The following is a 13,106-nucleotide window of genomic DNA, read 5'->3' on the forward strand; positions in this document are numbered from 1 at the left end:
CTTGTCGGGGCGCGGAAAACCCGCATCTACTGGGCCAAGGCTGCGACAGGAGGCGACCAATGTGCAATCTTTACTCCCTCACCAAGGGGCAGGACGCGATCCGCGGCTGGTTCGACGGGATCAACGACCAGGCAGGCAATCTGCCGCCGATGCCCGGCATTTACCCCGACTACCCGGCCCCGGTGGTGCGCCATGGCGATGGCGGCCCGGTGCTGGAGATGATGCGGTGGGGGATGCCCTCGCCGGCCTTCGCGCTCAAGGGCAAGAAGACCGACCGCGGCGTCACGAACATCCGCAACATCGCCTCACCGCATTGGCGGCGCTGGCTGGTGCGGGAGCATCGCTGCGTGGTGCCCTTCACCGCCTTTTCCGAGCCGCTGAACCGCCCCGGCGAACGCTCGCGCCCGATCTGGTTCGCGCTTGGCGAAGACCGCCCGCTGGCCTTCTTCGCCGGGGTCTGGACGCAATGGACGAGCGTGCGAAAACTCAAGGACGGCGAGACCACCGATAACCTCTATGGCTTTCTCACCACCGAACCCAACGCCGAGGTCGGGGCCGTCCACCCCAAGGCCATGCCAGTGATCCTGACCACGCCCGACGAAGTGCATACGTGGCTGAGCGCCGAGACTGCCGATCTGCCCGCGTTGCAACGCCCCCTGCCGGATGGTGCCCTGCAGGTCATCGACCCCGAGGATTAAGCCGCCTCGGCCATCATCCGCGCCGCCATCGCCAGATCGGAGCGGAACTGCGCCTCTGCCTCCTCGCGCACGGCTGGGTCGGGCACGCGCAGCAGGTAGGAGGGGTGCAGGGTTATCAGCACAGGGATGCCCTCGGGCCCCGCCTCGATCGTGCCGCGGCGTTTCAGGATACCCGTGCCCTTGCCGGTGAGACTCTGCGCCGCCGTAGCGCCCATGGCGAGAATGAGCTTGGGCTGCACCTGCGCCACCTCGGCGTTCATCCACCAGCGGCACTGGTCGATCTCCGGCATCTCGGGGCGCTGGTGGATGCGGCGTTTGCCGCGGGCGGTGAACTTGAAGTGTTTGACCGCATTGGTGACGAAGGCGGCGTCTCGGTCCAGCCCCGCTTCGCCGGCGATGCGGTCGAACATCTGCCCCGCCGGCCCGACGAAGGGGCGGCCCGCGAGGTCTTCTTGATCGCCGGGCTGTTCGCCCACGACCATGAGATCGGCATGCGTCGGCCCTTCGCCCGGCACGGCCTGCGTGGCGTGGCAATGAAGTGGGCAGCGGGTGCAGGCGCGGATCGCGGACGGAAGCTCTTCCATCGAGCCGTCCCAAGCGGACTCAAAAGCCGAAAGCTGCGCCTGCACCCGGTCCATGCGCGCGGGCGGCAGGGTGGGGGCGGCCTCGGCCATGGCCCGGGCGCGGGCCGGGGCCTCGGCGATCATCTGGGGAATGAAGGCGGCCTCGGGCATGTTCTTCCAGTATTTCTTGGGCATCTCCGACTGCATCGCCTTCACCATCAGGCGGGCGGGGTTGAAGATGTTCTGGAAGTAGGTGATCCACAACTGCTCGCCCGCGTCCTCGGGCAGGTCAGGCTTGGCGTGGCCTTCTTGAAAGCTGAGCTTGCCGCCCTCGAAGATGGCCGAGACATCGGGCGTGAGGATGCGCCAGTCCATGTCCGAAAACCGCCGCACGAAGAAATCCGCCGTAGGCTCCACCGTGTGATGCGTGGGTTCGAACCACGCGGCGAAGCTGCGGCGCGGGGCGTTCGGATCGCCGATCTCGCGGAAGCGGACGAAGGCCTTCATCTTGTGCTGGCAGCGGCGGACGTTCTTCTCCATCCCGCGCAGCACGGCGAGGTCGGCATCGCCCCGGTCGGACATCAGATGCGGCGCGTCCTTCACGCGCCAGAGAAAGGCATAGAGACGGGCGAAACGTTCGGGATCACTGTGCCAGACGGCGGTCTCGGCCATGGACACGAAACTGCGCGGCACCGCGACGCGGCCCGTGGCGGCCGGTGCGGCTTCCCCACCGAAAAGATCGGGGGCGGCGGCATGGTCACCCCAAAGGATATCCTCAGGCGGTACGCCCGCGGCAAGAAAACCGCGCGCCGCCTCGCGCCATGCCTTGGCGGTGCCGATGGGGGGCAGGGAGACGCGGTGCATCAGAACAGGGTCAATTGCTCGGGCGGCGGCGCGAAACGCGCGCGCAGGTCGGCGCTGTCGGTGAGGCCACCGGGGGTCCAGCCGCCCGCGGTGACGAAGGCACGGGCCTTTTTCATCGAGGCGCCCATGCGGGTGAGGTCTTCGTAGCGCAGTGCGCGGTGACGGCGCGCGGCGAGGATGCGGTTCACGGTTTTGACGCCAAAGCCCGGCACCCGTAGCAGCTTCTCGCGGCTGGCGCGGTTGACGTCGAGCGGGAAGTGTTCGCGGTGCACCAGCGCCCAGGCGAGCTTGGGGTCGACCTCAAGATCAAGGTTGCCGTCGCGGGTGACGGAGGTGATCTCATCCAGTTGAAAGTCGTAGAACCGCAGCAGCCAGTCGGCCTGATAAAGCCGGTGCTCGCGTTGCAGGGGCGGGCGGATCAGCGGCAGTTTCGACGAACTGTCGGGAATGGGCGAAAAGGCGGAGTAATAGACCCGCTTCAGCTTGTAGCTGGAATAGAGCCGCGTCGATTGCCCCAGCACCGTGGCATCGTTTGACCCATCCGCGCCGATGATCATCTGCGTCGACTGGCCCGCGGGCGCGAAGCGCGGCGGGCGCTTGCCGGAGAAGGATTTATCCTTGCTCGCCTCCTTGGTCATCCGCACATTCGCCATGGCGCGGCGGATCTGCTCAGGCTTTTTCTCGGGCGCATATTGCTGCACCGCCGTGTCGGTGGGCAGTTCCACGTTGATTGACAGACGGTCGGCGAGACGGCCGGCCTCCTCGATCAACTCGGGCGAGGCATCGGGGATCGTCTTAAGGTGGATGTAGCCGCGAAAATTCTCCTCATGCCGCAGCTTGCGGGCGATCTGCACCATGTCGGACATCGTGGCATCGGGCGAGCGGATCACGCCGGAGGACAGAAACAGCCCTTCGATGTAATTGCGGCGGTAGAACTCGATGGTGAGTTTCACCACCTCGTCCACGCTGAAGCGCGCGCGCTCCACGTTCGAGGAGACGCGGTTGATGCAATAGCTGCAATCATAGATGCAGAAATTCGTCATCAGAATCTTGAGCAGACTGATGCACCGCCCGTCCGGGGCATAGGCGTGGCAGATGCCGCTGCCTTCGTTGGAGCCCAGCCCCTTGCCATCGCGCGAGTCGCGCTTGGTGGAGCCCGAGGAGGCGCAGGAGGCGTCGTATTTCGCCGCATCGCTGAGAATCGCCAGTTTTCGATCGAGTGTCTGTTTGGTCATGCGTTCTATATATGTTCTCAACGGAGCGGCGTCATTAATCTATCTTAATGCCGCGACAATTTGCGCGGGGGGCTGCTGAGGGGGCGGGAAGATTTCGCGCGGTCGGGGTTGCTGCGCGTCTGGCTACGGGCCGCTAATCCGCAGGGCGACGCATTTGAGTGTCGCCCTACAAGCTATTGCCTCGGTTCAACATTTCCCCTCACCGCAGCCATACGCAGCCCTCCGCCTGCTTGCATTACCCTGCGTAATACGGTTGTAATTCCGCGAGGAGGCAATCGGCTTTCCCAAGAACAACACGTGAGGAGCACTGTGATGGCAAACCCCCTTTATGACACTCTGTTTGGCCGTCACGCGGGCAAGACGACCGCCTTTTTGCACCTTGAGGGCGGGGTGACGCTGACCCATGCGGGCTTTCTCAGCCGGGCGGGCCGCTTTGCCAATGTGCTGTCCGAGCTGGGGGTGAAGCCGGGCGACCGGCTGGCGGTGCAGATCGACAAATCCGCCGATGCGCTGGCGCTCTATGCCGCTTGCGTGCAGGCGGGGGTGATCTTTCTGCCGCTGAACCCGGCCTATACGGCGGAGGAGGTGCGCTATTTCGTGACCGACAGCGGGGCGGCGGCTTTTGTCTGCCAGCCTGCGCGGCGCAATGAGATGGCGCCGCTGGCCAAGGATACGGGCTGCCAGCTTGAGACGCTGGGCACCGAAAACGATGGCAGTTTTGCGGACCGCGCAGCCTCGGCCCCCGATCAGTTCGAGACCGTCGCGCGTGAGGCTGATGATCTGGCGGCCTTCCTCTATACCTCCGGCACGACGGGGCGCTCCAAGGGGGCGATGCTGACGCAGGCGAACCTTTTGTCCAACGCGCAGACGCTGGCCGATCTGTGGCGTTTTACCAATGCAGACGTGCTGCTCCATGCGCTGCCGATCTTCCATACCCACGGGCTTTTCGTGGCGACGAATGTGTCGCTGGTGGCGGGGGGCGCGATGATCTTTATGCCCAAGCTCGACATCGACCGGTTGATCGACCGGATGCCCCATGCCACCGCGATGATGGGGGTGCCCACCTTCTACACCCGGCTGTTGGACGACGCGCGTTTTACCAGCGAGACGGCGGCGAATATGCGGCTGTTCATCTCGGGCTCCGCCCCGCTGCTGGCGGAAACCCATGTGGATTTCGAGACCCGGACTGGCCACCGTATCCTTGAGCGTTACGGCATGACCGAGACCAATATGAACACCAGTAACCCCTATGAGGGCGAGCGCCGCGCGGGCACTGTGGGCTTGCCGCTGCCGGATGTGGAGTTGAAGATCACCGACCCCGAAACCGGCGCGACCCTGCCGGATGGCGAGATCGGCAGCATCGAAGTGCGGGGGCCCAACGTCTTCAAGGGCTATTGGCAAATGCCCGAGAAGACTGCCGCCGAATTGCGCGAAGATGGGTTTTTCATCACGGGCGATTTGGGGCGACGCGATGCGGATGGCTATGTCACCATCGTGGGCCGCGACAAGGATCTGATCATCTCGGGCGGCTATAACATCTACCCCAAAGAGGTCGAACTGCTGCTCGACGACCAACCGGGCGTCTTGGAAAGCGCGGTGATCGGCGTGCCGCACCCCGATTTCGGCGAAAGCGTCGTGGCGGTGCTGGTGGCACGCCGGGGTGTGGAACTGGATCTGGAGCAGATCGCTGAGGGCGTGGCCGGATCGCTGGCCAAGTTCAAACAGCCCCAGAAGTTGATCGTGCTGCCGGAACTGCCGCGCAACACGATGGGTAAGGTGCAGAAGAACGTGCTGCGCGAAAACTACCGGGACCTCTTCCAACCGGAGTGACACGGCCCGAGGGGGACTGTCGGACGGGCAAAGGCACGGGCATCCCCCTCCCACGGGGCAGGGCGGGGGGCGTAACCTGCGACAATCTGGCGTTTAATGCCCGGTTTCGCTTGAGGTGCCGGGAAAATTTCTACAGAACGTGGTGACCTTTCAGTCCGCTAGATCAGGAGTTCGCGTGTCCCTCTTCCTTATCGTTGCCTTGCCTTTCCTTGGTGCTTTGCTACCCGGACTGATGAATTCCGCAGGGCGCCAAGCCTGCGCCGGGGTCACCTTCATGGTTACCCTCGTGGCCTTTGTCGGCCTGCTCACCCATTTGCCCGCCGTATTGGCCGGAGAGGTGCTGACCGCGCGGGTTGACTGGATTCCGCAGCTTGGTCTGAACCTGACCTTGATGCTCGACAGTCTTGGCTTTTTCTTTGCCTGCCTGATCCTTGGCATCGGTCTGCTCATCATCGCCTATGCGCGTTCTTATCTGTCGCGCGACGATCATATGGGTGAGTTTTTCACCTATCTCTTGCTCTTCCAAGGTGCGATGGTCGGCATCGTTCTAAGTGATAACGTGTTGATTCTGCTTATCTTCTGGGAGCTGACCTCGCTGTCGTCCTTCCTGTTGATCGGCTATTGGAAGCATCTCCCCGAAGGCCGCCAAGGCGCGCGGATGGCGCTGACCGTGACGGGCATGGGCGGGCTTGCGATGATCGGTGGCATGTTGCTGCTGGGGCAGGTCGTGGGCAGCTATGACCTGAGCGTGATCTTGGAGAACCGCGAGGCGATCCAAGCCTCGCCGCTCTATCTGCCCGCGCTGATCTTGATCCTGCTGGGCTGTTTCACCAAATCGGCGCAGTTTCCCTTCCACTTCTGGCTGCCCCACGCCATGGCCGCGCCCACGCCGGTCTCGGCCTATCTGCACTCCGCCACGATGGTGAAGGCAGGTATCTTCCTGATGGCGCGGATGTGGCCGGTGCTCTCGGGCACGCCCGAATGGTTCGTCATCGTCACCACGGCGGGGCTGATCACCATGGTGCTGGGCGCGGTGATTGCGCTGTTCAAACATGACCTGAAGGCGCTCTTGGCTTTCTCGACCGTCAGCCACCTTGGTCTGATCACCATGCTCTTGGGCACTGGCACGGCCTTTGGCGCGCTGGCGGCGGTGTTTCACATCCTGAACCACGCGACCTTCAAGGCGGCACTCTTTATGTCGGCGGGGATCGTGGATCACGCGGTGCATACGCGCGACATCCGCCGTTTGGGCGGACTGCGGCATCTGATGCCGGTGACCTTCGTGATCGCCACGCTGGCGTCGCTTTCGATGGCGGGGATCCCGCTGTTCAATGGCTTCCTGTCGAAAGAGATGATGCTGGAAGAGACGCTGCACACCACGCTTTTCGATCTGCCGTGGCTGGTGCCCGCGCTGGCGACCTTTGGCGCGCTCTTCTCTGCGGCCTATAGTTTCCGGCTGATCGGCCATACTTTCCTTGGCAAGGAACGCGACGACTATCCCGACCATCCGCATGATCCCAAGCCCGGCCTGTGGTTGCCGCCAGCGCTGTTGATCATCCCCGTGGTGGTGATCGGCCTCGCGCCGTTTCTGGCCGAGCCTTTCGTCAAGCTGGTGACCGCCTCTGTCCTCGGCGACGCAGCCGAGATGTCTTCTGCGCATTTCAAAATCTGGCACGGGCTGGGTCCGGCGCTTTATATGTCGATCATCGCGGTCGTGGGCGGGCTGATCCTGCTGGCGCTCTTCACCCCGCTGCTGCGCGTCTGGGATGCCGCACCCCGGCCCGAGGCCAAGCGTATCTTTGACCGGATCATCGCGGCCTCTGTCGGCCTGTCGCAGGCGGTATCGCTGCGGCTGCACAATGGGGCCTTCTCGCGCTATGCCGCCGTGATGGCGGTGACCGTCGTGGGCGTGGGCTATTACGCTTGGGCCACCGGCACGGTGAGCGCGGCGAGCCGTGCGCTGCAGCCAACGAATGCTGTGCAGATCGCAGGCTGGCTGATGTTGGTCGCGGCGGCCTGCGGCCTTGTCTTCCTGCACCGCAACCGCCTGTTGTCGCTGATCCTGATCGGCATCGTCGGGCTGATCGTCTCGGCCGGTTTCGTCTTCTTCAGCGCGCCTGACTTGGCGATGACCCAGCTGACGGTCGAGGTGGTGACGATCATCCTGCTGCTTTTGGCGCTGAACTTCCTGCCCAACCGCACACCGATCGAAAGCAGCGTGCTGCGCCGGACGCGGGACGTTGTCGTCTCCCTCGCGGCGGGGGCAGCGACCATGGCGCTGTCCTATCACTACCTGCTGCGCGACACCGTGGCGCCGAGCATTTCCGAATTCCACCTTGCCAACTCCTATAAGGGTGGCGGCGGTACCAATGTGGTGAACGTGATCCTCGTCGATTTCCGCGGTTTCGACACCTATGGTGAGATCATCGTGTTGGGCATTGCCGCCCTGCTGATCTACGCGCTGACCGAGACGCTGCTCTCGGGCCCGGTGCGCGCGCGTTTGCTGAACCGCAAGCCCGACCAGCCGCGCGCGGGCGACCGGCACCCGATGATGATGGTGGTGATGACCCGCGTGATCATGCCGGTGGTGCTGATGGTGGGTTTCTACATCTTCCTGCGCGGCCATAACGAGCCGGGCGGCGGTTTCATCGCCGGTCTGATCGTCTCCATCGCTGTGGTGATGCAATATATGGCCAGCGGCTTTGCCTGGGCCTCGGCACGGCTGCGTTATCCCTATCATGGGATCATCGGCACCGGCGTCTTGATCGCGGGGCTGACGGGGATCGGCTCGTGGCTCTTTGCCAAACCCTTCCTCACGTCGGACTTCACCTATGTGCGCATCCCGCCCTTCGACAAGTTCGAACTGGCGACGGCGGCGCTGTTCGATCTGGGCGTGTTCCTTGCCGTGGTGGGGGCGGTGATGCTGTCGCTCGAAAGCTTCTCGCGGCTGGCCCGCCGGGCGCATGTGCCCGAGGCCGATCACCCGATGGACATCGACCCATCGCGCGAAGACAACACCAAGGCGGAGGCATAACATGGAACTTCTCGTCGCATCCGCCATCGGCATCCTGACGGCCTCTGGCCTCTACCTCGTGCTGCGCTTGCGGAGCTTTCCCGTCATCATGGGCACATCGCTGCTGACCTATGCGGTGAACGTCTTTCTCTTTGCCTCGGGCCGCTTGACCGTGGGCGCGCCGCCGATCCTGAGTGATGCCGCGCGCTATACCGATCCGCTGCCCCAAGCGCTGGTGCTGACCGCCATCGTGATTTCCTTTGGCATGACCGCCGTGGTGGTGATGATCGCCCTCGGGGCCTATCTGGGCAATAAGGATGATTATGTGGACGAGCCGCTGACCGATACCAAGGCGGAGGACCGCACATGACCCATTGGCTGATCCTGCCCATCGTGCTGCCTGCGTTTATCGCGCCTTTCATCATTCTGGCCGCACGCTATCACATCACCATCCAGCGGGTGCTGTCGCTGTTTGGCGCGCTGGCGCTGGTCGTTGTGGGGCTTGGCCTCTCGGTCGAGGCGGCGAGCGGCAATGTCATGCTCTACCGTCTCAGCGATTGGGCCGCGCCCTTCGGCATCGTGCTGGTGGGCGACCGCCTGTCGACGCTGATGGTCACGCTGACGGCGGTGCTGGCGCTGTTTGTGCTGCTCTATGTCATCGGGTCGAAATGGGACGAGCGCGGGCGGCATTTTCATGCGCTGTTCCAGTTCCAACTGATGGGCATCATGGGCGCCTTCCTGACCGGCGACCTTTTCAACCTTTTCGTCTTTTTCGAAGTGCTGCTGATCGCCTCCTACGGGTTGATGATCCACGCCGGTGGCACGCCGCGCCTGCGGGCGGGGGTGCAATATGTGCTCTATAACCTGCTGGGCTCGACGCTGTTTCTCTTTGCGCTTGGCGCCATCTATGCCGAGACGGGAACGCTCAACATGGCCGATCTGGCGCAGCGCGTTGCCCTGATCGACGCGGGCGCGACCGTGGGCATCCGCATTGCGGCGGTGTTGCTTTTGATGGTCTTTGCGGTCAAAGCCGCCGTGGTGCCGCTGCACTTCTGGCTCCCGTCGAGCTATGCCGAAGCGCCCGGCCCGGTGGCGGCGCTTTTCGCCATCATGACCAAGGTCGGCGCCTATGCGATCATCCGCGTCTATACGCTGATCTTCCCGCCCGAACTGGCCGTAACGGCGGATCTGCACACCACATGGCTGTTGCCTGCCGCACTGCTGTCGCTGGCGCTTGGCATGATCGGCGTGCTGGCGGCCAAGCAGCTGGACCGTATGGTGGCCTTTTCCGTCATCGGCTCCATGGGCATGGTGATGATCTCAATCGCGCTGTTCACGCCCGAGGGGATCGCGGCGGCGCTCTATTATATCGTGCATTCGACACTGGCCGCGGGCGCGCTGTTCTTGATCGCCGATCTGGCGCGGGCCGGGCGCGACAACCTTGATCTGACGGCGCAGCCGCAGGTGGCGGGGGCCAAGCTGACCTCGGCCCTGTTCTTTGTCGCGGCTATCGCCATGGTCGGCGTGCCGCCGCTCTCGGGCTTTCTGGGCAAGCTGCTGATCATGGATGCCGCTGCCGCCAGCGACTTCTGGGTCTGGATCTGGGCCGTGATCTTGGGCGCGAGCCTTTTGAGCCTCGTGGGCTTTGGCCGCGCGGGCAGCGTGGTCTTCTGGAAGGCGCGCAGCGTCAAGCCGGAGGAGGGGGCAACCCCGGCAGAGCGCCCCTCGGCGCTGAGCTATGTCGCGGTGGGCGGGCTCTTGGCCCTGCTGGTGGCACATACGCTGCTGGCCGGACCGGCCACCCAATATGCCACCACGATTTCAAAGCAATTGTTCGGGCCGGAACGTTACCTGACCACCGTGTTGGAGACCCCCGGCAAACTATCGGACGGCAAAGAGGAGGCCCATTGACATGATGCGACCGATCCGTTGGCTTTTGCCGCACCCGTTTCTGACCCTGCTGCTGACGGCGGTGTGGATCCTGCTGCAAAACAAGTTCAGCGCAGGCATGTTGGTCTTCGGCCTGATCCTCGGGATCGTGATCCCGGTATTGACCGCGCGGTGGTGGACCGACCGGCCCCAAGGCATCCGCCCGCTGCGCATGATCGCGTATGTGATCTTGGTCCTGTGGGATATCATCATCGCCAATATCCAAGTGGCGTGGATCATCCTGACCAAATCCAACGCCAGCATGTCGCCCGCTTGGGTCGTCGTGCCGCTGGATCTGAAAGAACCCGAGGCGATCACGATCCTGATGGGCACCATCACACTGACCCCCGGCACCGTCTCGGCGGACCTGTCGGACAACGGGCGCTACCTCTTGGTACACGCGTTGGACGCGAGCGACCCCGACGCGGTGCGCGATGAGATCAAAGACCGCTACGAACGCCGCTTGAAGGAGATTTTCGTATGACCCAAGCGACCGACCTTTTGACGCTGGCGCTTTATGGGGCGCTGACCCTCGTCGCCATTGCGCAGTTCATGGCGATGATCCGTCTGTGGATCGGCCCCGGCACCGGGGATCGTATTCTGGCGCTGGACACGATGTTCATCAACGCCATCGGCATCATCGTGCTTCTGGGCGTTTTGCAAGGCACGCAAATCTACTTTGAGGCCGCGCTGATCATCGCCATGCTCGGTTTCGTCTCGACCGTGGCCTATGCCCGTTTCGTCCTGCGCGGAGATATCATCGAATGAGCCCCGACGTCATCGCCACCTATTTCGTTATCGCGCTGCTGGTGATCGGCAGTTTCTTTGTGCTTGTCGCCGGGATTGGCTTGCTCAAGCTGAACGACCCGATGACGCGGCTGCACGCGCCGACCAAGGCCGCGACGCTGGGGATCGGGGCCTATCTGCTGGCGGCCATGGTGAACTCCTTCCTGTCGGGCACGGGGTCGCTGCACGAGCTGCTGATCATGGCATTCATCTTTGTCACCGCGCCGGTCTCGGCCAACTTCATGGCCAAGGCGAATATCCACCGCCGCGATTGCCTGCCGCATCCGCCCGAACTGCCGGATGGCGATACTTGGGCCACGCTGAACGTGCCGGAAGAAGACCGCGAGATCGAAGAGACTTCGCCCAACGCCTGAGGCGCGGGGCCAAGGTCGGATTCATTTCAAACTGTTACGATGGTGGAAACCTTTTCCTGCCAGCATAGGTTAATGGGCGGCGCTGCCCAACCGAAGCTGACCGAAAGGATCCTGCCATATGCGTCCGACCGCGCTTCTACTGATGTTGTTCCTGCCCTTCGCCGCGGCAGCGCAAGACCGTGTGGCGATGGTCATCGGGAACTCCGCCTATGAGGATGCCGCCACGCTCGACGGCCCGCGCGCGGATGCGGCGCGGCTGACTGAGGCGCTGGAGGGGCAGGGCTTCGACGTCACCACGCTGATCGACGCTGAGAGCGCGGCGTTCAAACAAGCGCTTTCCGACTTTGCCTTTCAGGCCGAAGCAGCGGATATCGCCCTGATTTACTACGCGGGCCGCCGTGTTGCCTCCGGTGGGCAGAGCTATCTGATCCCGGTTGATGCGCCCTTGGCCCCAGCCTCGGCGCTGCGGCGCGAGGGGGTGGCCCTGCCTGCGCTCCTGCGCGCGGCGGGCAAGGCGCGGCAGATACGGCTTGTTCTGCTCGACAACTGCCACGCCGCCCCGCAGCAAGCCACCGCGCCCCTGCCACCGCCTGAGCCACGCCTTGGCACCTTGGTCGTGACTTCTGGCGAGGTGGGCGCTTGTGACGAGAGCGGTGAAAACGCGGGCCTTTTCGCCGAAACGCTGGCCGAGGTGGTGGCCCAGCCGGAGGTCGAGGTCGGGGCCATGCTGGACGATTTCCGCGCGGCTTTGCGCAGCCGCAGCGGTGGCAGCCTCTCGGCGCGGCGCTTTGGGCGGCTGAACCCCACGCCGTTCTTCCTCGGCAGCGGTGACGGGGAAGCGGCCTCGGGGGGCTGGTCCGATTTGAACGAGACACAGGGCCAGCGTTTGGCCGAATTGGCGGGGCAGGGCGATACCCGCTCGCAACTCGGCCTCGCCGTCCTGCAAAGCGATCCCGACGATCCGCGCTATGATCCGCAGAATGCGGCGGCGCAGCTCATGCGCGCGATTGAGACCGGCTCAGCCGAAGCGCGCTATCAACTGGCCCAGCTCTACGAAGAGGGTCGGGGCGTGGAGCAAGACGAGGCCCGCGCGATGCAGCTTTATCGCGACGCTGCCGAGCGGGGCCATGCCGGGGCGTTGAACGATCTGGGCTTCATCCATTTGCAGGGCGAATTGGGGCAGGAGGCCGACCCCGAACTGGCGCTTGATTACTTCCGCCGTGCAGCCGACAGGCGACACCCTGCTGCGATGTTCAACTTTGCCGCGATGATCGACGATGACAAAGTGCCGGGGCGCGGGGCTGCGGATGCCGCGCTCTATCTCTACCGGGCACTGCGGGCGGGCGATGGCACGCTGCTGGGACTGATGCAGGAGGAGCCGCGTTTGTTCGACAGTGACACCCGTAAAGCACTGCAACGCAAGCTGTCGGATTCCGGGTTCTACGACGGTGCGATCGACGGGCTTTATGGCGATGGCACCCAAGCCGCGATCCGCGCGGCATTTGGGATGGAGGCTGGCGCGCTTCCGGGCGAAGCCACTGAAGCAACTGAGGAAACGCCGGAGGCCGAGACGTCGGAAACCTCTCCGATAGCGTCCGAGACGCCGCAGGAGGAGCCTGACCAAGAGCCGACAACCCAAGCCGAGGATGCCCCCGAAATTAACGCCGAGCCAGAGCCCGGCGTGGGTGAAAATGTCACCCCGGTTCTGCGCCCCAAACAGGCCGCGCGGGAGTAAGTTTTGAAACAAGTAGTATTGCGTTTTGCCCTCCAGTAAGTTGGCAAGATTAATCCGGTTGCAATATCGCGGCCGATGG

The 13,106-nt window shown here is 63.8% G+C and carries 11 protein-coding genes; 9 read left to right on the plus strand and 2 right to left on the minus strand.

What is annotated here, in order from left to right; genetic code table 11:
* The first annotated feature begins 59 nt into the window (after positions 1 to 59).
* Positions 60 to 698: an SOS response-associated peptidase gene (locus ACGYLO_RS14195; RefSeq protein WP_271689803.1), complete on the plus strand. Its 639-nt coding sequence runs from the start codon at positions 60 to 62 to the stop codon at positions 696 to 698.
* On the opposite strand, the gene ACGYLO_RS14200 is transcribed toward ACGYLO_RS14195, so the two are convergent.
* Both ACGYLO_RS14200 and ACGYLO_RS14205 read right to left on the minus strand, forming a co-directional pair.
* Positions 695 to 2,125, minus strand: coding sequence for a UdgX family uracil-DNA binding protein (locus ACGYLO_RS14200; RefSeq protein ID WP_271689804.1), 1,431 nt, complete (start codon positions 2,123 to 2,125; stop codon positions 695 to 697). The two genes, ACGYLO_RS14195 and ACGYLO_RS14200, sit on opposite strands and share 4 nt — an antisense overlap.
* On the minus strand, positions 2,125 to 3,360 hold the full coding sequence (locus ACGYLO_RS14205) for a putative DNA modification/repair radical SAM protein (RefSeq protein ID WP_271689805.1): 1,236 nt from the start codon (positions 3,358 to 3,360) through the stop codon (positions 2,125 to 2,127). The genes ACGYLO_RS14200 and ACGYLO_RS14205 overlap by 1 nt, the downstream gene beginning before the upstream one ends.
* A gap of 312 nt (positions 3,361 to 3,672) precedes the next feature.
* Here ACGYLO_RS14205 and ACGYLO_RS14210 point away from each other — a divergent pair, with 312 nt between their 5' ends.
* The 8 genes from ACGYLO_RS14210 to ACGYLO_RS14245 all read left to right on the plus strand — a co-directional run bounded on the left by ACGYLO_RS14210 (position 3,673) and on the right by ACGYLO_RS14245 (position 13,027).
* Complete coding sequence (locus tag ACGYLO_RS14210; RefSeq protein ID WP_271689806.1) at positions 3,673 to 5,190, plus strand: malonyl-CoA synthase; 1,518 nt, start codon at positions 3,673 to 3,675, stop codon at positions 5,188 to 5,190.
* Positions 5,191 to 5,365: 175 nt separating this feature from the next.
* Positions 5,366 to 8,224, plus strand: a complete 2,859-nt coding sequence (locus ACGYLO_RS14215; RefSeq protein ID WP_271689807.1) for a monovalent cation/H+ antiporter subunit A — start codon at positions 5,366 to 5,368, stop codon at positions 8,222 to 8,224.
* A gap of 1 nt (position 8,225) precedes the next feature.
* Entirely contained in the window at positions 8,226 to 8,573 is a 348-nt protein-coding gene (locus ACGYLO_RS14220; RefSeq protein WP_271689809.1) for a Na+/H+ antiporter subunit C, read from the plus strand.
* Positions 8,570 to 10,114 (plus strand): monovalent cation/H+ antiporter subunit D, encoded by a 1,545-nt coding sequence (locus ACGYLO_RS14225; RefSeq protein WP_271689810.1) that lies wholly within the window; start codon positions 8,570 to 8,572, stop codon positions 10,112 to 10,114. Before ACGYLO_RS14220 ends, ACGYLO_RS14225 begins: the two co-directional genes overlap by 4 nt.
* A 1-nt stretch (position 10,115) precedes the next feature.
* Positions 10,116 to 10,616: a Na+/H+ antiporter subunit E gene (locus tag ACGYLO_RS14230; protein ID WP_271689811.1), complete on the plus strand. Its 501-nt coding sequence runs from the start codon at positions 10,116 to 10,118 to the stop codon at positions 10,614 to 10,616.
* Complete coding sequence (locus tag ACGYLO_RS14235; RefSeq protein WP_067260936.1) at positions 10,613 to 10,900, plus strand: K+/H+ antiporter subunit F; 288 nt, start codon at positions 10,613 to 10,615, stop codon at positions 10,898 to 10,900. The genes ACGYLO_RS14230 and ACGYLO_RS14235 overlap by 4 nt, the downstream gene beginning before the upstream one ends.
* Complete coding sequence (mnhG, locus tag ACGYLO_RS14240) at positions 10,897 to 11,292, plus strand: monovalent cation/H(+) antiporter subunit G (protein ID WP_271689812.1); 396 nt, start codon at positions 10,897 to 10,899, stop codon at positions 11,290 to 11,292. The genes ACGYLO_RS14235 and mnhG overlap by 4 nt, the downstream gene beginning before the upstream one ends.
* 118 nt (positions 11,293 to 11,410) lie before the next feature.
* Positions 11,411 to 13,027 carry a caspase family protein gene (locus ACGYLO_RS14245; protein ID WP_271689813.1) on the plus strand — a complete coding sequence of 539 codons (1,617 nt, stop codon included), beginning with the start codon at positions 11,411 to 11,413 and terminating at the stop codon, positions 13,025 to 13,027.
* The last annotated feature ends 79 nt before the right edge of the window (positions 13,028 to 13,106 follow it).

The organism is Sulfitobacter sp. 1A13353 (genome assembly GCF_043557255.1).
GTDB classification, from domain to species: Bacteria; Pseudomonadota; Alphaproteobacteria; order Rhodobacterales; family Rhodobacteraceae; genus Sulfitobacter; species Sulfitobacter faviae.

Bases quoted from the DNA above. Each gene is read 5' to 3' on its own strand.
- ACGYLO_RS14225 (WP_271689810.1), top strand. From the start codon at position 8,570: ATGACCCATTGGCTGATCCTGCCCATCGTGCTGCCTGCGTTTATCGCG.
- ACGYLO_RS14230 (WP_271689811.1), top strand. From the start codon at position 10,116: ATGATGCGACCGATCCGTTGGCTTTTGCCGCACCCGTTTCTGACCCTG.
- ACGYLO_RS14200 (WP_271689804.1), bottom strand. From the start codon at position 2,125: ATGCACCGCGTCTCCCTGCCCCCCATCGGCACCGCCAAGGCATGGCGC.
- ACGYLO_RS14205 (WP_271689805.1), bottom strand. From the start codon at position 3,360: ATGACCAAACAGACACTCGATCGAAAACTGGCGATTCTCAGCGATGCG.
- ACGYLO_RS14210 (WP_271689806.1), top strand. From the start codon at position 3,673: ATGGCAAACCCCCTTTATGACACTCTGTTTGGCCGTCACGCGGGCAAG.
- ACGYLO_RS14195 (WP_271689803.1), top strand. From the start codon at position 60: ATGTGCAATCTTTACTCCCTCACCAAGGGGCAGGACGCGATCCGCGGC.
- ACGYLO_RS14220 (WP_271689809.1), top strand. From the start codon at position 8,226: ATGGAACTTCTCGTCGCATCCGCCATCGGCATCCTGACGGCCTCTGGC.
- mnhG (WP_271689812.1), top strand. From the start codon at position 10,897: ATGAGCCCCGACGTCATCGCCACCTATTTCGTTATCGCGCTGCTGGTG.
- ACGYLO_RS14235 (WP_067260936.1), top strand. From the start codon at position 10,613: ATGACCCAAGCGACCGACCTTTTGACGCTGGCGCTTTATGGGGCGCTG.
- ACGYLO_RS14245 (WP_271689813.1), top strand. From the start codon at position 11,411: ATGCGTCCGACCGCGCTTCTACTGATGTTGTTCCTGCCCTTCGCCGCG.